Annotated in this window: 18 protein-coding genes; 10 read left to right on the forward strand and 8 right to left on the reverse strand. The window is 72.1% G+C overall.

Annotation, left to right across the window (positions count from 1 at the left end; genetic code table 11):
• Nucleotides 1–147: 147 nt before the first annotated feature.
• The gene (locus tag OHS59_RS32615) at nt 148–978 is read right to left on the reverse strand and encodes a chitosanase (RefSeq protein ID WP_328496932.1); all 831 of its coding nucleotides are present in this window, start codon (nt 976–978) and stop codon (nt 148–150) included.
• 74 nt (nt 979–1,052) lie between these two features.
• Between OHS59_RS32615 and OHS59_RS32620 the strand changes: the two genes are divergently transcribed.
• From OHS59_RS32620 to qcrB, 3 genes are all read left to right on the forward strand, one after another.
• Nucleotides 1,053–1,271, forward strand: coding sequence for a hypothetical protein (locus tag OHS59_RS32620; protein WP_328496933.1), 219 nt, complete (start codon nt 1,053–1,055; stop codon nt 1,269–1,271).
• 11 nt (nt 1,272–1,282) lie between these two features.
• Nucleotides 1,283–2,386 (forward strand): hypothetical protein, encoded by a 1,104-nt coding sequence (locus tag OHS59_RS32625; RefSeq protein WP_328496934.1) that lies wholly within the window; start codon nt 1,283–1,285, stop codon nt 2,384–2,386.
• Between the two features lie 320 nt (nt 2,387–2,706).
• Nucleotides 2,707–4,338, forward strand: a complete 1,632-nt coding sequence (qcrB, locus tag OHS59_RS32630; RefSeq protein WP_328496935.1) for a cytochrome bc1 complex cytochrome b subunit — start codon at nt 2,707–2,709, stop codon at nt 4,336–4,338.
• On the opposite strand, the gene OHS59_RS32635 is transcribed toward qcrB, so the two are convergent.
• Nucleotides 4,310–5,446, reverse strand: coding sequence for an acyl-CoA dehydrogenase family protein (locus tag OHS59_RS32635; RefSeq protein WP_328496936.1), 1,137 nt, complete (start codon nt 5,444–5,446; stop codon nt 4,310–4,312). The genes qcrB and OHS59_RS32635 overlap by 29 nt on opposite strands.
• A complete protein-coding gene (locus OHS59_RS32640) occupies nt 5,446–6,606 on the reverse strand; it encodes an acyl-CoA dehydrogenase family protein (RefSeq protein WP_328496937.1) in 1,161 nt (386 codons plus the stop codon). Before OHS59_RS32640 ends, OHS59_RS32635 begins: the two co-directional genes overlap by 1 nt.
• 144 nt (nt 6,607–6,750) lie before the next feature.
• Between OHS59_RS32640 and OHS59_RS32645 the strand changes: the two genes are divergently transcribed.
• From OHS59_RS32645 to OHS59_RS32655, 3 genes are all read left to right on the forward strand, one after another.
• Nucleotides 6,751–7,536: an SDR family oxidoreductase gene (locus OHS59_RS32645; RefSeq protein ID WP_328496938.1), complete on the forward strand. Its 786-nt coding sequence runs from the start codon at nt 6,751–6,753 to the stop codon at nt 7,534–7,536.
• A 141-nt stretch (nt 7,537–7,677) separates the two neighbouring features.
• Complete coding sequence (locus tag OHS59_RS32650) at nt 7,678–8,289, forward strand: TetR/AcrR family transcriptional regulator (protein ID WP_328496939.1); 612 nt, start codon at nt 7,678–7,680, stop codon at nt 8,287–8,289.
• A gap of 80 nt (nt 8,290–8,369) precedes the next feature.
• Nucleotides 8,370–9,527 carry an acetyl-CoA C-acetyltransferase gene (locus OHS59_RS32655; RefSeq protein ID WP_328496940.1) on the forward strand — a complete coding sequence of 386 codons (1,158 nt, stop codon included), beginning with the start codon at nt 8,370–8,372 and terminating at the stop codon, nt 9,525–9,527.
• Here the strand turns inward: OHS59_RS32655 and OHS59_RS32660 are convergent.
• From OHS59_RS32660 to OHS59_RS32675, 4 genes are read right to left on the reverse strand one after another with little or no spacing between them, the layout of a single operon-like run.
• Entirely contained in the window at nt 9,524–10,648 is a 1,125-nt protein-coding gene (locus OHS59_RS32660) for an NAD(P)H-dependent flavin oxidoreductase (protein ID WP_328496941.1), read from the reverse strand. The two genes, OHS59_RS32655 and OHS59_RS32660, sit on opposite strands and share 4 nt — an antisense overlap.
• Nucleotides 10,648–11,418: a CoA-transferase subunit beta gene (locus tag OHS59_RS32665; protein WP_328496942.1), complete on the reverse strand. Its 771-nt coding sequence runs from the start codon at nt 11,416–11,418 to the stop codon at nt 10,648–10,650. The genes OHS59_RS32660 and OHS59_RS32665 overlap by 1 nt, the downstream gene beginning before the upstream one ends.
• A complete protein-coding gene (locus tag OHS59_RS32670; RefSeq protein WP_328496943.1) occupies nt 11,415–12,284 on the reverse strand; it encodes a CoA transferase subunit A in 870 nt (289 codons plus the stop codon). The genes OHS59_RS32665 and OHS59_RS32670 overlap by 4 nt, the downstream gene beginning before the upstream one ends.
• Nucleotides 12,285–13,028 (reverse strand): enoyl-CoA hydratase family protein, encoded by a 744-nt coding sequence (locus tag OHS59_RS32675; RefSeq protein WP_328496944.1) that lies wholly within the window; start codon nt 13,026–13,028, stop codon nt 12,285–12,287.
• Between the two features lie 117 nt (nt 13,029–13,145).
• On the opposite strand from OHS59_RS32675, the gene OHS59_RS32680 reads away from it, so the two are divergent.
• The 4 genes from OHS59_RS32680 to OHS59_RS32695 all read left to right on the forward strand — a co-directional run bounded on the left by OHS59_RS32680 (nt 13,146) and on the right by OHS59_RS32695 (nt 19,149).
• A complete protein-coding gene (locus OHS59_RS32680) occupies nt 13,146–13,937 on the forward strand; it encodes an SDR family oxidoreductase (RefSeq protein ID WP_328496945.1) in 792 nt (263 codons plus the stop codon).
• A 1-nt stretch (nt 13,938) separates the two neighbouring features.
• Nucleotides 13,939–14,904: an SDR family oxidoreductase gene (locus OHS59_RS32685; RefSeq protein WP_328496946.1), complete on the forward strand. Its 966-nt coding sequence runs from the start codon at nt 13,939–13,941 to the stop codon at nt 14,902–14,904.
• Nucleotides 14,905–15,078: 174 nt separating this feature from the next.
• Nucleotides 15,079–17,946 (forward strand): AAA family ATPase, encoded by a 2,868-nt coding sequence (locus tag OHS59_RS32690; RefSeq protein WP_328496947.1) that lies wholly within the window; start codon nt 15,079–15,081, stop codon nt 17,944–17,946.
• A 468-nt stretch (nt 17,947–18,414) separates the two neighbouring features.
• On the forward strand, nt 18,415–19,149 hold the full coding sequence (locus OHS59_RS32695; RefSeq protein ID WP_328496948.1) for a hypothetical protein: 735 nt from the start codon (nt 18,415–18,417) through the stop codon (nt 19,147–19,149).
• Nucleotides 19,150–19,408: 259 nt separating this feature from the next.
• Here OHS59_RS32695 and OHS59_RS32700 read toward each other — a convergent pair whose 3' ends face one another.
• Nucleotides 19,409–20,311 carry a hypothetical protein gene (locus OHS59_RS32700; protein ID WP_328496949.1) on the reverse strand — a complete coding sequence of 301 codons (903 nt, stop codon included), beginning with the start codon at nt 20,309–20,311 and terminating at the stop codon, nt 19,409–19,411.
• Nucleotides 20,312–20,322 lie beyond the last annotated feature (11 nt).

Consider the following 20,322-nt stretch of genomic DNA (forward strand, 5'->3'; position numbering starts at 1 on the left):
GGGCCCCGGGGGCTTTTAGGGGCGCGGGGAACTGCGCGAACGGGGGCGAGGGGGCGGAGCCCTCATGCGGCGACGATGGGGGTCCCCCCGGTCGAGCGAAGCCGAGACTGGGGGAGGGTAGGGGCGGCGGGGGCGAGAAGAGTTGGGCTACTTCACTTCATACGACTGGCCGTAGACCTTCCACTTCAGCGGAGTCGAAAGGTCGAGATTCCCGTCGTACAGAAAACGCCGCTGGGCCGTGTCCACACGAGTCGTGTCCCGCTTCTCGTCCTTCATCGTCCCGCGCCGCATGTCCAGGAAGATGTCGAGGTACGCCTTCTCGTCGCCGCCCTCGGCCGGAGTGTCCGCCTGGGCGACAGCCCGTTTGCGGATGCCGTAGAAGCCGGGATCACTGCCGGGGCCGTGCATGACCATGGCGTCGTAGTAGATGAACTGCCCGAGCACCCCGAGCCCGTCCCGCTTGGCGATCCGGACCGCCGGATCGAAGTACACCCGGTCCCGCTCCGAGTCCTGCGCCCGCTGGAACGCCGCCTTCCGCGACTCCGCCTTCCAGGCCGCGACAAACCCGGAGCCCAGCCCCTCGTGCGACTCGGACCCGTCGACCTCCCGCAGAGCGGGCAGATATCGCGCCAGCGCATTGCCCGGGTGGGACTTCGTGTAGCGCTCGACCAGCACGAGCAGATCATGCGTACCGGTGGTGAAGCCGATGATGCCCGCGGTGTACCCACGGCCGTCGTCGATGTCCTCGATGTAGTCGTACTGCCCGCGCCAGTCGAGGCTGGAGTTCTCCGCGCTGGACACGATCCGTTGCGCCAGTTCCTTCTTCTCCGGCGCGTCCAGACCGGCCGCGCCGGCGTCGGGAGCGGCACTGCGGGAATCGGAACGCGAACCGTCGTCGCTCTGCCCGGGCACCACGAAGCAGGCCGCCACCGCGACGAGAGGGACAGCGACGAACAACAGACGGCCAGCGCGTTTCATGAGCAAAGAGTACGATCGGCGCAGGGTGCCGTGCCGCATCGGGTGGACTATCTGTGAGCATCGGGGGAGGACCTGTGAGCGCGGACGAACTGGCGCTGCTGCGGGCGGAGTTGGGAGTCCCACTGCCGGAGGGGTTCGGTGAACTGGACGGACCCCAGGCCCTGTTGCTCGCACAGGCACTGCGCCGGGCCCGGCAGCGCCGAGCGTCCGGACTGGACGAGTCCGTCGAGGACGCCCTCACCCTCGTACCGGCCCTGACCAGGGAACCTGTCCGCCGGATGCTCTTCCGCTGAGGGGAATCCGCATGGACACGCTGCGCGGCAGAGCCGAAACACTGAAGCTCGCCCGACTGCTGGACGTCGAGCCACAGCAACTGGAGTTCCTCGCGGAGCTGCCCGCCGACGACGTACGCCTCTTCCGCGAGCGGGCCGTCGCCGCGCTCTTCGACGAGGACCCCGCCCGGCTCGACCGCATCGCCGCCCTGACGAAACTGCTGCCCGCCGGGGCCGCGGCGGGCATCGCGCAGAAGGCACTGGGCCCGCGGCTGGCCGCCGCGCTCGCGGGCCGCCTCGAACCGGCCCGCGCGGCCGACATCATCGACAAGCTTCCGGTCGACTTCACCGCTCGCTGCTGCCACCACGTCGACCCGCGCCGGATCGCCGCCATCATGGCCATCCTGGACGACGACATCGTCGTACGCATCGCCCTCGTCCTCGCCGAGCGCGGCGACCATCTCACGATGGGCCGGTTCGTGGGCCACCTGCGGGACTCCGCGCTGAAAAGCATCCTGCCGCAGCTCGACGAAACGACTCTGCTGCGTACGGGCTTCGTCATCGACCATCCCGAACGGCTCGGACACATCGTCGAACTGCTTGACGACGAGCGGATCTCCTCGGTCATCGCGGCCGCCGCCGACCACGACCTGTGGCCGCAGGCCATGGCCGTCGCGAGCATGGCGGCCGGGGAGCAGCGGGCCCGGATCGCCTCGCTGACCGCCGCGCAGCCCGAAGTCCGGCTCGACTCCCTGATACGCGCCACCGCCGGGCAGGACCTGTGGGAGTCGCTGCTGCCGATCGTGTCCCTGCTGAGCGCGTCCGAACTGCGGGCTGTCGCCGCGCTGCCCGCGCTGCGGGATCCCGTGGTGCTGGGCGGACTTGTCCGAGGGGTTGTGGTGACCGGGCTGTGGGCGGACTTCCTGCCCATGGTGGGGGTGTTGCCGCCCAGCGCGCGGCGGGTCGTGGCGGGGGTTGTCGGGGGGCTCGATGACGTGGGGCTCGACGCGGTGGTCCGTGGGGTGGACAAGGAGGATCTCTGGGAGTTGGTTCTCCCGCTCGTCGAGCTGATGAGCGACTCCTCCAGGCAGCGGCTCCTCGAACTACCCGCGTTCCGGGACCGGGCGGCCGGATGAAGGCCGGGCCCGGCCCCGGGGCGTTTGCGCCGTTCCCCGCGCCCCTTGAGGCGGGGCCTCCTGGGGCTCGTTCGTAGGGTGGCGGCCGGTTGGGGCTTGTCGCGCCGTTCCCCGTGCCCCTTAGGGGTGGGGTGGCTGGGGCTCGTTCGTAGGGTGGCGGCCGGTTGGGGCTTGTCGCGCCGTTCCTCGCGCCCCTTAGGGGGCTGTCGGGATTCGGTGTGACAAGCCCGCACCGCCGATCAGCCGGATCACAGACCGAACAACCCCTTCGCCTTCGCAGAACCCCGTGCCACTCTGAACGGAGCCCGAGGGGAGGCCACATGGACGGGCGGAGCGGCAAACGGCCGGCAGAATCCGGCAACGGCGAACGCGTGGCGGACTGGGCCGACGGCCGCCTCGGCATCTACACCCTCGCCAAGACCCAGATGCGCAAGGTGTTCCCGGACCACTGGTCCTTCATGCTCGGCGAAATCTGCCTCTACAGCTTCCTCATCCTGATCCTCACCGGCGTCTACCTCACCCTCTTCTTCGAACCCAGCGGCGTGGAGGTGGTCTACAACGGCTCGTACGAACCCCTCAACGGCATCATCATGACCAGGGCGTACGAGTCCACCCTCGACATCAGCTTCGACGTACGCGGCGGACTCCTGATCCGCCAGATCCACCACTGGGCAGCCCTCGTCTTCGTCGCCGGAATGCTCGTGCACATGATGCGCGTCTTCTTCACCGGCGCGTTCCGCAAGCCCCGCGAGCTGAACTGGGCCTTCGGCTGGACCCTGCTGTTCCTCGGCATCATCACCGGCCTGACCGGCTACTCGCTCCCCGACGACCTGCTCTCCGGCACCGGCATCCGCTTCTCCCAGGGAGCGATCCTGTCCGTACCCATCGTCGGCACGTACCTCTCCTTCTTCCTCTTCGGAGGAGAGTTCCCCGGACACGACATCATCTCCAGGCTCTTCCCGGTCCACGTCCTCCTCCTGCCCGGGATCATGCTCGGCCTGGTCGTCGCCCATCTGATCCTGGTCTTCTACCACAAGCACACGCAGTACCCCGGGCCCGGCCGCGACCAGAAGTCCGTCGTCGGCATGCCGTTCATGCCGGTCTACATGGCCAAGGCGGGCGGCTTCTTCTTCCTGGTCTTCGGCGTGCTGTCGATGATGGGCGCGATCGCCACCATCAACCCCGTGTGGGCGTTCGGCCCCTACCGCCCCGACCTGGTCACCACCGGCGCCCAGCCCGACTGGTACCTGGGCTTCTCCGAGGGCCTGATCCGGGTGATGCCGGGATGGGAGATCAACGCCTGGGGCCACACCCTGGAACTGGGCGTCTTCATCCCCTTCTCCCTCTTCCCGCTGATCCTGCTCGCGATCGGCGTCTATCCGTTCATCGAGGCGTGGATCACCGGGGACAAACGCGAGCACCACATCCTGGACCGCCCCCGCAACGCACCCACCCGCACCGCACTGGGCGTGGCCTGGCTGAGCCTGTACGCCGTCCTCCTCGTCGGCGGCGGCAACGACATCGTCGCCACCCACCTCCACCTGTCGATCAACTCGATCACCTGGTTCGTACGGATCGCCTTCTTCGTCGTACCGGTGCTCGCCTTCATCGTCACGAAGCGCGTCTGTCTCGGTCTGCAACGCCGCGACCGGGACAAGGTGCTGCACGGCAGGGAGTCCGGCACGATCAAGCGGCTGCCGCACGGCGAGTACGTCGAGGTGCACGAACCCCTCACCGCGGCCCAGCGGTTCACCCTCACCCAGCACGACCAGGACCCGCCCTACGACGTGGGCCTGCTCGTCGACGCGAACGGCGTCGAACGCAAGGTCAAACCCACCCGACGCCTGCGGGCGCGCCTCGCCCACGCCATGTACGGCCAGAACGCGCACATCCCCAAGCCGACCGTCGAGGAGTACCGCGAACTCACGAGCAGCGAAGACCACCACCACTGAGGTCGTCCCGGGGCACCCGGGGGAGTCGGCCGAACCCGTCACCATGGCCCAGCACCTCCGCCCGGCACTCACCGGGACTGCCCCAGGCGGACCGCAGCGCCCGCGCCTTGGTCAGCCACAGGGAGAGGTCGTACTCCGCGGTGTACCCGATCGCGCCGTGCAGCTGCAGGGCCGTACGGGCCGTCGCGTACGCCGCCTCGCAGGCCGCGACCTTGGCGGCGGCGACGTCGGCCGGGTCCATCGACACCGCCGCGCCGAAGACCAGCGGACGCGCGAACTCCAGCGCGATCTTCGCGTCGGCCAGCCGGTGCCGGACCGCCTGGAACGAGCCGACGGGCACACCGAACTGGCTGCGCTGCTTCACGTACGCCACGGTCCTGTCGAGCAGGGCGAGGCCCACCCCGAGGGCCTGGGCGGCGGTCGCGAGCCGCGCCCAGCGAAGAGCGTCTGCCGCACCCGCGGCGATCCGCGGCCCGGTACCGAGCAGCTCGCCCCCGGCGCGGGGGAGGGCGAGCCGCCGGGCGGGATCGATGGAGCGACGCACGCGTGGTGAGTGACGCACGCGGGGTGAGGCCATGGGCGCGGACACCCACAGCTCCACGGCACCCGCCTCGGACACGGCGTCCGCGTCGGACACGGCGTCCGCGTCGGACACGGCAACCGCCCCGGGCCCCTCACCCACAACGAATTCCACATCCGCCGCGTCCCCGTCCAGAACGTACGGCCCCCCGCCCGGCAGGGCCACCGTCGCGACCGTCTCCCCGGAGGCCACCCCCGGCAGGAACCGCTTCGCGAGGTTCGCGAGGCCCGGCCCGGTGAGCAGCGAGGCCGACGTCACCGTCTCCACCAACGGCCCCGGCACCGCATGCCTCCCCAACTCGACGAAGGCCACGGCGAGTTCGACGGGACGCGGCCCGAGTCCCTCGTACTCCTCGGGCACCGCCAGCGCGAACACCCCGAGGTCCGCGATCCGTGACCACAGTGCCCGCCCGGCCGCGGGGTCGCCGGCGCTCCAGGACCGGACGGCCGCGGGTGTGTCCGCAGCCGTCAGCAGGGCGTCCAGGGAGCGGGCGAAGTCGCTCTGTTCGTCGTCCAGGAGGAAACGCATCAGCGGCGCCCCTTCGGCAGGCCGAGAAGCCGCTCGGCGATGATGTCGCGCTGGATCTCGTTCGTGCCGGCGTAGATGGGCCCCGCGAGCGAGAAGACGTACCCCTCGGCCCACCCGCGGTCGGCGCCCGCCAACTCCCCGTCCGCCAACTCGCCGTCGACGCCCAGCAGATCGAGCGCCGTCTCGTGCAGGGCGATGTCGTACTCGGACCAGAAGACCTTGTTCAGGCTGGACTCCGGACCGAGGGCCTCGCCGTCGAGGAAGCGGGACGCCGCCGCGTACGTGAACAACTGGTAGGCGCGGGCGCCGATCACCGCGTCGGCCACGCGGTCACGGGTGAACGGGTCCCGGCCGCGCTCGTGCCACAGCGCGGCCAGCCGGCCCGCCGACGCCAGGAAGCGGCCGGGGGAGCGGAGCGTCAGCCCTCGTTCGTTGCCCGCCGTGGACATCGCCACCCGCCAGCCCCGGCCGGGCTCGCCGATCACGTCCTCGTCCGGTACGAACACCTCGTCCAGGAAGAGTTCGGCGAAGGCCGGCTTCCCGTCCAGCCGGCCGATCGGGCGGACGGTCACGCCCGGCGCCCGCAGGTCGAACATCAGGTAGGTGAGGCCCTGATGGGGCTTCGGGGTGTCCGGCTCGCTGCGGAACAGGCCGAACGCGCGGTCGGCGAACGCGGCCCGCGACGACCACGTCTTCTGCCCGCTCAACAGCCAGCCGCCGTCCGTACGCACCGCCCTGGACCTGAGCGAGGCGAGGTCGGACCCCGCCTCCGGCTCGGACCAGGCCTGCGCCCAGACGACCTCGCCGCGCGCCATCGGCGGCAGGATCCGCGCACGCTGCTCCTCGGTGCCGTGGTCGAAGAGGGTCGGCGCGAGGAGGCTGACGCCGTTCTGGCCGACCCGGCCCGGGGCGCCCGCCGCGTAGTACTCCTCCTCGAAGAGCAGCCACCGTACGAGCCCGCAGTCCCGCCCGCCGTACGCGGCCGGCCAGGACACCACCGACCAGTGGTCCGCTGCGAGTTCGGCCTCCCAGCCGCGATGGGCCGCGAAGCCCTCCGCGGTCTCCAGGGAAGGCAGCGGCCGGGCCGGCACATGCGCGTCCAGCCAGGCCCGGGCCTCGGCGCGGAACGCCTGATCGGCGGGGGAGTGCGTGAGATCCACGGTCACCTTCCTCTTCACCGGAGCCGGAGCCGGAGCCGGAGCCGGAGCCGGAGCCGGAGCCGGAGCCGGAGCCGGAGCGGCAGCCGGGGCCGGAACACCCGAACAACCTTCCCTAACAAGTGTTTGGTAGGTTAGCGTGGGCCTATGACAGACGTCGAGGGTCCGGTGTACGTGCCCGGGCACGGGCTGCTGAAGGGGCGTACCGCCGTCGTCACGGCCGCCGCGGGCGCGGGCATCGGCGGTGCCACGGCCCGCCGCTTCCTGGAGGAGGGCGCGCGCGTGCTGATCAGCGACGCGCACGAGCGACGCCTGAAGGAGTACGAGGCCGAGCTGGCGAGGGAGTTCGACGGTGTCGCGGCGTTCGCCTGCGACGTCACCGACGAAGCCCAGGTGCAGGCACTCGTAGGCACGGCCCTGAGACTTCACGGGCGGCTCGACATCGTGGTCAACAACGCGGGCCTCGGTGGCACGTCGGACCTCGTCGACATGAGCGACGAGCAGTGGTCGAAGGTGCTCGACGTGACACTGAACGGCACGTTCCGGTGCACCCGCGCGGCCCTGCGGGCCTTCCGCGAGGGCGGCCACGGCGGCGTGATCGTCAACAACGCCTCCGTCGTCGGCTGGCGCGCTCAGGCCGGTCAGGCGCACTACGCGGCGGCGAAAGCGGGCGTGATGGCGCTGACCCGGTGCGCGGCGATGGAGGCGGCCGGCTTCGGAGTACGGGTCAACGCCGTCTCACCGAGCCTCGCCATGCATCCGCATCTGGTGAAGGTGACGACTCCCGAACTGCTGGAGGAGCTGACGGCCCGCGAGGCCTTCGGGCGGTACGCGCAGCCGTGGGAAGTGGCCAACGTGATCGTGTTCCTGGCGTCCGGCTACTCCTCGTACCTGACGGGCGAGGTCGTGTCCGTCAGCAGCCAACATGCGTGAGCGCTCCGCTGGGTTCGGCGGTTCGGTCGGGGGTGTTGGCGTGGAGTCGCGTCTGCGGGTTCGTCGTGGCTGGTCGCGCAGTTCCCCGCGCCCCTGGAGGGGCGGGGCCGGTGACTACGCCCCGCGGCCCACAATGGGGCCGTGCCTACCAAGAAGAAGCCTCAGGTGACCGCCTCGCCCGAGCGGCGCCGTGAACTCCTCGGCACCGCCGCCGAGGTCTTCGCCGAGCAGGGCTACAACGCCACCACCGTGCGCAAGATCGCGGACCACGCGGGCATGCTCGCGGGCAGTCTCTACTACCACTTCGACTCCAAGGAATCGATGCTGGAGGAGATCCTGCGGACCTTCCTGGACGAGCTGTGGGACGGCTACGACACTGTCCTGGCCGCCGAACTGGGCCCGCGCGAGACGCTGGAGGCCCTGGTCACCGAGTCGTTCCGGGAGATCGACCGGCACCGCGCGGCCGTCGCGATCTACCAGAAGGAGTCCAAGCAGCTCGTCGCGCAGGAGCGTTTCGCGTTCCTCGCCGAGTCGCAGCGCAAGTTCGAGAAGGCGTGGCTGGCCACGCTGGAGCGGGGTGTGGCCGGCGAGGTCTTCCGGGACGACCTCGACATCCGGCTGACCTACCGGTTCGTGCGCGACACCGTGTGGGTCGCCGCGTCCTGGTACCGGCCCGGCGGACAGCACAGCCCGGACGAGATCGCCCGGCAGTACCTGTCGATGGTGCTGGACGGAATCGCCGTACGCAGTTGATCCGATCGTAGCCGATCGTAGCCGATCGTAGCCGATCGTAGCCGATCGGAGTCGATCGCAGTTGACCCAGGGGAGTTGGCATGGCAGAGGCCTACATCGTCGAAGCGGTCCGTACGCCCGTGGGGCGTCGCAAGGGCGGCCTGAGCGGGGTCCATCCGGCCGACCTGGGCGCGCATGTGCTGAAGGCCCTCGTCGCGCGCTCCGGAGTCGATCCGGCCGCCGTCGAGGACGTCGTCTTCGGCTGTCTGGACGCCGTGGGGCCGCAGGCCGGTGACATCGCCCGGACGTCCTGGCTGGCCGCCGGACTGCCCGAGGAGGTGCCGGGCGTGACGATCGACCGGCAGTGCGGCTCCTCGCAGCAGGCCGTGCACTTCGCCGCGCAGGGCGTCCTCTCGGGCACGCAGGACCTCGTGGTCGCCGGCGGCGTCCAGAACATGACCCAGATCCCCATCGCCTTCGCCTCCCGCCAGGCCGCCGAGCCGCTGGGGCTCACCCAGGGGCCGTTCGCGGGCAGCGAGGGGTGGCGGGCGCGGTACGGGGACCGGCCCGTCAACCAGTTCCACGGCGCCGAACTGATCGCGGCGAAGTGGGGGATCAGCCGGCGGGACCAGGAGGAGTTCGCCCTGCGGTCCCACCGGCGGGCGCTCCGCGCGATCGACGAGGGACGCTTCGAGCGGGAGACCGTGCCGTTCGGGGACGTCACGGTCGACGAGGGCCCGCGGCGGGACACCTCGCTGGAGAAGATGGCCGGTCTGAAGCCGGTGGTCGAGGGCGGCACCATCACCGCCGCCTGCTCCTCGCAGGTGTCCGACGGGGCCGCCGCGATGCTGCTCGCCTCGGAGCGGGCCGTCCGTGAGCACGGGCTCACTGCCCGGGCGCGCGTGCACCACCTGTCCGTACGGGGGGAGGATCCGATACGGATGCTGTCGGCGCCGATACCGGCCACCGCGTACGCCCTGAAGAAGGCCGGGATGTCCATCGGGGAGATCGACCTCGTCGAGATCAACGAGGCGTTCGCGCCTGTTGTTCTCGCCTGGTCGAAGGAGACGGGGGCGGATCCCGAACGGGTCAATGTCAACGGGGGTGCGATTGCGCTGGGGCATCCACTGGGGGCCACGGGGGTGCGGCTGATGACGAGCTTGCTGCATGAACTGGAGCGGAGCGGGGGGCGGTTCGGGCTGCAGACCATGTGCGAAGGCGGGGGACAGGCGAACGTGACCGTCGTCGAGCGGCTTTAGGTCTCTGGTCGGCTGCGGGCCGGTGGGGGCTGGTCGCGCAGTTCCCCGCGCCCCTGACGGGGCGCCCCCGGTGGCCCGGGATCCGGGAGTGCGCCCAGTGTGTCTCGCGCCTGCGTCATCATCCGGTCCACCAAGTCCGCGCACGACGGCAAGTCGTCGATCACGCCTGCCACCTGGCCCGAAGCCATCACCCCTAGGTCCGTGCGGCCTTCCACCATGGACGCGCGCAGGAGCATGGGGGTGTTGGCGGCCAGCAGGACCTGGCTCCAGGTCAGGTCCTTGCCGTGCTTCATCGCCAGGCCGTCGCGGATCAGCTGGGGCCAGCTGAGCCCCGAGAGCCTTCTGAAGCCGGCGGCTCTGCGCACCGCTCGGGTCAGCGTTCTCGTACGGCCCGCTCCCTCCAGGGAGTCGACCAGGTCCGTACGGAGCATGCGGTGCGGCAGGCCGTCCACGGCGGTCGTCACCGTGACGTCCTTCACCGTCGCCGCGAGATACCGGGCCTTCACCGCGTCCGGCACCGTCGAGTCCGAGGTGAGCAGGAACCGGGTGCCCATGGCGACGCCCGCCGCGCCGTACGCCAGGGCCGCGACCAGGCCCCGGCCGTCGAAGAAGCCGCCCGCCGCGACGACGGGTATGCCGACGGCGTCCACGACCTGGGGGAGGAGCACGCTGGTCGCCACCTCGCCGGTGTGGCCGCCGCCCTCACCGCCCTGCACGATCACGGCGTCCGCTCCCCACGCCGCGACCTTCTCGGCATGACGGCGGGCCCCGATGGAGGGGACGACGACCACGCCCGCGTCCTTGAGCTCGGCGATCAGCTCGCGGGACGGGGCGAGGGCGAAGGAGGCGACCTTCACGCCCTCCTCCACGATGATCCGTACCCGGTCGCGGGCATCCCCCGCGTCCGCCCGGAGGTTCACCCCGAACGGCGCCTCCGTACGGGAGGCGACCTCGCGAATGGCCGCCCGCAGCTGGTCCGGTGTCATCGTCGCGGAGGCCAGGATGCCCAGCGCGCCCGCGTTCGCCGTCGCGGAGACCAGGCGTGGGCCCGCCACCCAGCCCATCCCGGTCTGCACGATCGGATGCCGGACGCCGACGAGCCGGGTGAGCGCGGTCTCCATCAGCCCTTGACCTCCCGGTGACGCAGACCTCGCGGGTCCAGGACCTCGCGGATCGACTCCAGCTCCGACGGCGACGGTTCACGGGTGTACGGGACGTCGTCCGGTATCGCCAGTTCGAAGCCCGTGGCCGCGACGACCTCCTCGACCGTCACCCCCGGATGGAGCGAGGCGAGCCGCATCGAGTGGTCGTCGGTCGCGAAGTCGAACACCCCGAGGTTCGAGACCACCCGCGGGATGCGGTGGAAACGGGTCGCCGTGGGACCGGCCGCCGCGGCGCTGTCGTACCCCACCCCGCCGATCAGGTCGACCTTCTCGACGAAGACCCGCGTCGAGTGTCTGGGCACCCAGTAACTGACCGGGTTGTTCACCGTGTTGACAGGGCCGCCCCGCACTCCGAGCAATTGCCGGGTGGGCCGCTCCCAGTCGCCCACGCAGGAGATGTTCTGGTTGCCGAAACGGTCGATCTGGCTCGCGCCCATCATCACGTGCCGCCGCCCGCCGGTCACCAGGGCCAGATGCTGCCGGTACGGCAACCAGCCCTCCGTGGACCCGTCCGGACCGACCAGCAGCGCTTCGCCGTCGGTCAGCAGCAGATCGGGCGAGAAGGTGAGCCGGGCCAGACGGGCGCCGATCGACGGGATCGGGCCCATCGGGCTGGCCAGCACCTCACCGTCGCCCCGCCACGCCTCGGCGCAGGCGATCACGCAGTACTCCGCGCGGGTCGCGCCACTCAGGGACGAGTCCGGGTACGTGTCGGGCATCGCGCTCATGACTGCTCCTCGTGCCACGTCTCCACGGCGGTCCGGTAGGCCTGTTCGTCGCCGGCGAGGAACCTCCCGGCGAACTCGGGCCAGGGCATGGACGCGTAGAGCCGCTGGAAGGCCTCGTCCCGGTCGTGGTCGGGCGCGCAGGACGTGAAGTGCGCGCCACTCGGCGCCTCCACCACGCCACTCACATGGAGCCGCTTGATCAGCAGGGTCTGCGGAGGCGCCGTCTTCGTCAGCTCCGCCGTGTCGACGATCCGCTCACAGGACACGTACGCCGTCCGGGCCGCCTCGCAGAACAGGTCGTCGAAGTACGGGTCGGGGCCCAGGTACTGGCCGTTGCCCGCGCGGTCGGCGCGGTTCACATGGACCAGCGCCGCGTCCAGCCGCAGGGCGGGCATGGCGACGAAGGTCTCGCACACGCCCGTCGACTCGTCCTCGTACGGCGAGGTCACCGTACGCAGACCGGGGTTGACCCGCATCACGTCCGAACCGATGCCGGCCCGCACCGGCAGGAACGGAAGCCGGTTGGCGGCCGCCCGCAGCCCCCACATGAACATCGCCTCGTCGATCTCCATCAGTTCGAGGGAGCCGCTCTCGCGGGCCGCCCGGAAGTGCGGTTCGAGCGGGATCGAGTCGAGCGTCGCGAAAGGGGCGACCAGTTTCCGTATCCGCCCGGCCGCCGCCAGCATGCCGACGTCCGGGCCGCCGTACGAGACGACCGTGAGATCGGTGACCGGCGAGCGGAGCAGTGCCCGTACCAGAGCCATCGGTTTGCGGCGGGAGCCCCAGCCTCCGATGCCCAGGGTCATCCCGCTCTCCAGCCGGGAGACGGCCTCGTCGGCCGTCATCGTCTTGTCGCCCGTCCCCATCTACCCGTCCTCCTTTCCGAAGGTGTCCCGAACGCGCTCGCCCGCGCCGCTGAGGCCCGCCTCGAACGTGAAGCCCTGCTCGAAGCGGTAGCTGCGGCGGACGTCGACGGGGTCGATGCCGTTGATCGCGGCCTTGGCGAGCCTGATCAGCCGGCCGTCCTTGCCCGCTATCTCCCGGGCCAGCTCCAGTGCCGCGGAGCGCAGCCGCTCGCGCGCCACGACCCGCCACACCGAGCCGTGCCCGTGCAGCTCCGCCGCGGTCGCCGTGCGCGAGGTGTAGTAGAGCGCGCGCATCAGGTGCTGGGGCACCAGCCGGGACAGATGTGTGGCCGCGCCCAGCGCGCCCCGGTCCAGCTCGGGCAGGCCGAAGGTGGCGTCGTCGCTCGCCACGATCGCGTCCGCGTTGCCCACCAGGCCTATCCCGCCGCCCAGGCAGAAGCCGTGCACCTCCGCCACCACCGGCACCTCGCACTCGTACACGGCCGCGAAGGCCTCCGCGCAGCCGCGGTTGGCGCCGAGCAGGGCGCTGTCGCCCCCGGCCTGTATCTCCTTGATGTCCACGCCCGCGTTGAACCCCCGCCCCTCGGCGGCCAGCACCACACAGCGGTTCCCGGCGTCACGCCCTGCCGCTCGCACGGTGTCGGCCAGCTCGAACCAGCCGCTCACCGGCAGTGCGTTCACGGGCGGGAAGTCGACCGTGACGACGGAAATCCCTTTTTCCGGGGACGAGGTGGAGACACCCATGGACACATCAGCTACCTTTCCACCAAACGTTTGTTAGGTGCGATCTGATCTGAAGGTAACAGCGAACACCGACGGGCGGGAGGCCCTGTGGACAACCGGCCGGAGGAGCCGTCGGACATGCCGTCGGACATGCCGTCGGGCAAGACGCCGGGGCGGCGGCTCGTGGTGGTCACGGGCGGGACCAGGGGCGTCGGCGCCGGGATCGCTCAGGCGTTCGCCGAGGAGGGTGACGAGGTCGTGGTCTGTGCACGCAGACCACCGCAAGCACCACCCGACGGCGTCAAGGGCGCCAAGAGCCTCAAGGGCATCGAGTTCGTCCCCCTCGACCTGCGCGACCCGCCGGCCGTCCGTGCCTTCTTCGGGCGGCTGCCCCGGCTCGACGTCCTGGTCAACAACGCGGGCGGCGCCCCCTACCGGCTGCTCGCCGGGGCGGACGCCGAGCGGCACGCGCGCGTGATCGACCTCAACCTCGTCGCCCCCCTGACGGCCTCCCTGGCGGCGTACGACCTGCTGAAGCGCGCGCGGGGTTCCATCGTGATGATCGGCAGCGTCAGCGGGACCCGCCCCTCGCCCGGCACGGCGGCCTACGGGGCGGCCAAGGCCGGACTGGAGAACCTGGCCCGCTCGATGGCCGTGGAATGGGCACCGGACGTGCGGGTCAACACGCTCGTCGTCGGGATGGTCCGCACCGAGCTGTCCCACCTCCACTACGGGGGCGAGGAAGGCATCGAGGCCGTCTCCCGCACCGTCCCGCTGGGACGGCTCGCCGTGCCCACGGACGTCGGCAGGGCGGCCGTCTTCCTCGCGTCGGACGCCGCCGCGTACATCACCGGAGCCGGCCTCCTCGTCCACGGCGGCGGCGAACGGCCCGCCTTCCTGGACGCGGCGACCGTCAACAAGGAGGAGTGACATGACCTCAGGCACCGGCACCGGCACCGGCATCGGCATCGGCGCGGAGACACGTACAGGCGGCGGCATCTGTGACGGGCGGGTGGTGGTCGTCACGGGTGCCGGGCGTGGGCTCGGACGGGCCCACGCGCTCGCCTTCGCGGCCGAGGGGGCGCGGGTCGTCGTCAACGACCTGGGTGTCGGGCTCGACGGTTCGCCCGGCGCCGACAGCCCGGCCCGCCGGGTCGTCGAGGAGATCGCGGCGGCGGGCGGCGAGGCCGTCGCACACGCCGGGGACATCGCGACGACCGAGGGCGCCGCGTCCCTCGTACGTACGGCGGTGGACACCTTCGGACGGCTCGACACCCTCGTGAACAACGCCGGCTTCCTGCGCGACCGCATGCTGGTGAACCTCGACGAGGACGACTGGGACGCCGTCGTGCGCGTCCACCTGAAGGGCCACTTCCTGCCGTTGAAGCACGCCGCCGCGCACTGGCGGGCACAGGCGAAGGCGGGACGCGTACCGCAGGCCCGGGTCGTCAACACCAGTTCCGGAGCCGGTCTTTCGGGGTCCGTCGGGCAGGGCAACTACAGCGCGGCCAAGGCGGGCATCGTCGGGCTCACCCTGGTGGCCGCCGCCGAGATGGGGCGCTACGGAGTGCAGGTCAACGCCATCGCGCCGGCCGCGCGGACCCGGATGACAGAGGCGGCCTTCGCCCAGGCCATGGCGGCGCCGGACAGCGGCTTCGACGCGATGGCCCCCGAGAACGTGTCCCCGCTCGTCGTCTGGCTCGGCTCCGCCGCGAGTGCCGGGGTCACCGGCCGGGTCTTCGAGACCGAGGGCGGCCGGATCACCGTCATGGACGGCTGGCGGCCCGGCCCCGGTGTCGACAAAGGGGCCCGGTGGACCCCCTCCGAGGCCGGGGACGCGGCACTGGAACTCCTCGCACAGGCACAGCCCCCGCCCGCGGTCCACGGCGCGCGGTAGTGCGATCGGCGTACGGCACCCGGGACCGAGAAGGACAGGGAGGAGTGGGAGGAGCGGGAGGAGCGGAAAGGGCGGGAAGGGCCGCAGGAACGGGAAAGGGCGGTGAACGCTGGACCCGGCCCCCTTCGCTCGCGAGGATGCCCAGCAGGGCGGACCGGGCGGAGGTGGGGCTCAGTGGAGTTCGTCGGACGATCGGACAGCCTCGCGCTCCTCGCGGCGGCCCGCGAGCGCGCCCGCGCGGGACAGCCCCAGCGCGTACTCGTGGAGGGCCCCGCGGGCATCGGCAAGACGGCCCTCGTACGCCGCTTCCTGCGCGACGACAGCCGCGTGCTGCACGGGGCGGGGGAGGAGGCGGAGTCGCAGCTGGCGTTCGGCGTGCTGGAACAGTTGCTGGGGCGGGGCGGCGGTCGCGACGGTGCGGGCAGCGGCAGCGGCACCGGTCGGTGGCCGGACGCGCACGCCGCCGGAGCGGAACTGCTGGAGGCACTGGACGAGACGCAAGGAGCGGCGGCTGGGGCGGAGGGGCCCGGCGTCCCGGCCGAACCGCCACCCGCCTCCGCCCGACCGGCGCCCGCCTCCGACGCCCCCGTCGTCGCCCTCGTCCTCGACGACGCCCAATGGGCCGATCACCCCTCCCTCCAGGCCCTCGCCTTCGCCGTGCGCCGGTTGCGGGCCGACCGGGTGATCGTCCTCGTCGTCGTGCGGGAGGCGCAGGACACGCGGCTGCCCGACGGACTGCGGAGGCTGTTCACGTCCGACGACACCGTGCGCGTACGCCTCGACGGACTCGGCCCCGCCGAACTGACGGAACTCGGCGCCGGGGCGGGCGCGCCGGGACTCACCGCACGAGCCGCCACGCGGCTGCACACGCACACCGGCGGAAACCCCCTGCACGTCAAGGCACTGCTGGAGCAGGAGGGCGCGGGCCTGTCGGCGGCGCTCGGCGAGCCCGACGTGACGCCGCCCGCGCCCAAGTCGTTCACGGCACTCGTCCTGACCAAGCTCGCCGCCTGCTCACCGGCCGCCGACGCCCTGGTCTGCGCGGCAGCCGTCCTGGGCGCACACTGCGCGCAGGCCGACGCCTGGGAGGTCGCGGGCGAGGACCTCCTGGACGAGGAGCGCGACGGCGCCGACCTCCTCACGGCACTCGAAGAGGCCGTCCACGCCGGCCTGTTGACCGAGGCACCCGGCGACCCCGTGGTTCGCTTCCCGCACCCCCTCGTGCACGCCGCCGTCTACCACCAGCTCGGCCCGTCCCGCCGCGCCGCCCTGCACCTGCGCGCCGCCCGCACCGTCCGCGACGAGGCGCAGCGGCTGCGGCACCGGGCCCTCGCGGCGACCGGCCCCGACCCGGAACTCGCCGCCGAACTCGCCACGCTGGGCCGCCGCTTCGCCGCCGAAGGAGCCTGGGCGAACGCCGCGGGCCAACTGGCCGCCGCCGCACGGCTCGGCGCGGACCCGGGACCGTACGAGCAGTACACCCTGGAGTCCGTCGAATGCGCGCTGCTCGCCGGGGACGTGCCGGACATGGGCGAGGCCGCCCGGCGGATCGCGGGGTTCACGCCCGGCGGCTGGCGCAGCTATCTGCTCGGCCGGCTGAGCCTGTTCGACGTGGAACGGGCCGAGGCACTCCTGACCGACGCCTGGCACCGCTGCGCCCCCGCGGCGGACCCCGTCTTCGGCGCCCGGATCGCGGGCCAGTTCGCCGCGCTGCACGGCAGCATGTCGCACGGCGCCGAGATGGCCGAGTGGGCGGACCTCGCACTGCGCCTGGCGCCCGACGACACCGCCACCGACATGATCCGGGTGCTGCGTCTCAACGGCCTCGCCATGAGCGGCCGGGCCCCGGAGACACTCGCAGGGCTCGGACCGCTGCCCGACCCGGCCCTCGCCGGCCCCGCGCAGCTGGAGGAACTCCTCGGCCGGGGCACCCTGCGCGAGTGGACCGGCGACCTCACCGGCGCCGTACGGGACCTGACCGGAGTGTTCGGCGCCTGCCACGGGCGCGCGGCCTCCTTCCGGGTGCTCACCGCGACCGCGCTCGCCTCGGCCGAGTACCGCGCGGGCCGCTGGGACGACGCGATCGTCCACACCGACCTCGCCCTCTCCCTGGCCGCCGACACCGACCAGCCGCACATCGCCCTGTACTGCCGGATGCTCGCCGCCCAGGTGCACGCGGTGCGCGGCGCGTTCGGCAAGGCACAGGCGCACGCGCGCGTGGCCCGCGTCTACGCGGGCGGCGGCCATCTGAACCCCAGCCTGTGGGCCGCCCTCGCCGAGGCCCACCTCGCCCGCGCGCAGGGACGGCCCGAGGACGTCGTCACCGCCCTGGAACCACTGCTCGCGCTCGCCCCGCGCGGCGACCTGGAGGAGCCCGGCACCGTCCCCTGGGCCGATCTGCTGGCCGAGGCATGGGCAGCCCTGGGCGACGAGAAACGCGCCGCGCAGGCCCTCGCCCCGTACGAGGTCCTCGCCACCCGGCGCGGCCACCACGGAGCGCTGCTCGCCGCCGCCAGGGCCCGCGGAACCCTGGAGGCGGCGCGCGGCGACACGGTGGCCGCGGAGCGTGCCTTCCGCGCCGGGCTCAAGCACGCCGGGCACGTCGAGGCGCCCCTCGACCGCGCGCTGCTGCACCTCGCGTACGGCGGTTTCCTGCGCCGCACCGGGCGCCGCACCAAAGCGGGCGAACGGCTGAGCACCGCCCGCGACCTCCTCGTACGGCTCGACGCGCCGCCCGATCTGGAGCGCTGCGAGCGGGAGTTGGCGGCCTGCGGGCTCGCGTCCGGCGAGCGGCGGCCACGGACCCGGGGTGCGGCCCTGCTCACCCCGCAGGAACTGGCCGTCGCCCGGCTGGTCGCCGCCGGGCTCACCAACCGGCAGGTGGCGCGGGAACTCGTCATCAGCGTCAAGACCGTCGAGTACCACCTCGGCCGGATCTTCCCCAAGCTGGGCGTGGACTCCCGCACACGCCTCGCGGCACTCCTGACCGCCGAGGAATCCGGCACCTGGGCCGGACGAATCCACAGGCCGGGCAGGACCTAGGGATTCCCCCGGGGCGCACCCCGGGGCGCCCGCGCCCCCTTGTCCGTAGCGTCGGTCGCACCTTCACGGAACCAGCGGGAACGCGAAGCCGGCGGTATCACGGAACCAGCGGGAACGTGGTGACAGCCGTGGGGGAGCGGTAGGCGACGGGGGACGGACAGCAATGCCGGAGAACACTCATCGCGTGGTCACCGACGTTCCGCACGCCAGGGTGCGGGCCGTCGCCGAACGCGTCGTACGGGAGCTGGTGCTCGCGGCCGACAAAGTGGCCGCCCATCACGGGGAACCCGCCAAGTACCCGCTGCCCGGGCCGCCGCCGAGCACCTGCTCGCGCGGCGCTTCGACACCCTCACCGACGACAGGAGGAAGAAGGCGGCGACCGCGGTCCTCGCCGACCTGCGGACCGGCCCCGTACGCAGCAGGCGGCTCGGCGACCTCGCCCGTGTCGACCTGCGCTCACCCGCCTCGGTGGACACCCAGGTCAAACGTCTGGGCTTTCCCGAACGGCTGAGGTTCCCGGCCGGCGAGCTGCGCAGGCCCCCGGCTTCCCTCCTCCCCGAGGAGTCGGCCCCGCAGCGCCCGACGGCCGTACCGACCGCCCTGCACCGGCTGGAACTGCGTATTCGCCGGGTGAAGTGCCTGGACCAGACCTTCGAGTGGGGTTCCGACGAGATCCACCTCGCCGGGACCGGCGTGGACGAGAGCGGCGACTGCCCGCAGACCGGCCCGTTCAAGGTGCGGCGCTTCGAGGACGGCGACGTCAAGGAGTACGACCCGCCCCGGCGCTTCCACTGGTTCGGCCTCGACGAGGGCGCCGGGTGTCCCAAGTCGTACTTCGTCACGCTGGTGCTCGCCGAGGCGGACGGGGGCGGCCTCGCGGAGTACGTCGACACCCTGCTCGAACTCGTCAGGAAGAAGGTCACCGCGCATCTCGCGGCGGCCGTCGGCGGCGGGACAGGCCCCTCGGGCGGGCCCGCCGGGATTCTCATCGGGATGGCCGTCGGAACGGCGGTGGGCCGGCTCTTCGACGAGCTCAAGGGCCTGTACGGGGACGAGGTGTTCAAGCCCGTCACCGTCTGCGCGGTCGTCCCGGCGCTCACCGGCCGCTGGGCGGGGCGCCCGGTCACGGCGCCCGCGGTCGCCGACTTCCGGGGGCACGGCGGGCACTACCAGCTGACGTACGACTGGCGCATGTACGACTGACGGGCAGACCGTGCGTGCGCACCGGCCTCGGGGGATGCGGGGGAGGCAGGCCGGAAGGCCGCCGTCCGTCTTCGGGACAGACGGACGGCGGCCTTCCCTGTCGCACCACGATCCCTGTCGCACCACGATTCCCCGCGCCCACCCAGGGGCGCGGGGAATTGCTCGACCGGCCACGAAGCACCCGCACCCACCCACGGCCCCCGGCCAAGGCTCCCAGCCAAGGCCCCCGGTCACGGCAACGGCCACGCCCACGCCGGTGCTACGTGTCGCACTCCAGCACAGTGCGGCAAAGCCCGCACCGCGCCCGTACCCGCCCCCTGACAGGCACCCGGATCCGCTGATGACAGGTCGGACAGGGGAACGAGACCCGCAGCGGACCGCTCCCGTCCGGCGTGAAGGCGTACGACGCGCCCGCGTCCGCCGGCACGGCCGCCACGACGCGGTCCTGGGCGTGGCGCCGGTCCTTCGCATAGCGGCGCCGTCCCGCCCACCCCGCCGCGGTCAGCGGCGGCTGCCGCTCGTCCTGCCGGGCCCGCTCCATGCCCTTCGTGTACGCCGTGTACGCCTGCGGACTGGTGAACCAGACGGCCGGATCCTCACCGAAGACCAGGGAACGCTTGGCGAGCACGTATCCGAACTCCTCCGGCGTCAGATAGCCGAGCTTCTGCGAGGACGACGCGTCCTCCCGGTACGCGTCCAGCAGCAGCCAGCCCGCGCCGAGGTACGTCGTCGCCGTGTCCGTGAGGATCTCGTTGTCGCGGGTGCCGGGGAAGGCCAGGTCGAGGCGGTGCAGGTAGACGTGCATCACCTCGTGGGCCAGCGCGGCGCCGATGTCCCGCCGATGGGTTCGGAAGCGGTCGTTCAGCTCGATGAAGTACTCCGGACCCGCTGCCAGCTCGACACTCGCCGCGTGCTCCATCTCGCGGAAGCTCACGATCATGCGCGCGTCCGGCAGCCGGAAGTGGCGCACCAGCTCGCGAGCCACCCGCTGCGCGCCCAGATACAGGTCGTCGGTGTCGCAGAACGCCACGTCGGCGGGGACCACGCTGGTGGCGAACGTGTGGATGGTGTCGTACGAGAGCCGCTTGTACAGCGCGGTGACCGCCGCGCGCACCGTCTCCAGGTGCGGGTAGCCGTGCTTGACCGGACCGCCGTTCGCCACGCCCGTACCCC

Source organism: Streptomyces sp. NBC_00414, assembly GCF_036038375.1.
Classification (GTDB): domain Bacteria; phylum Actinomycetota; class Actinomycetes; order Streptomycetales; family Streptomycetaceae; genus Streptomyces.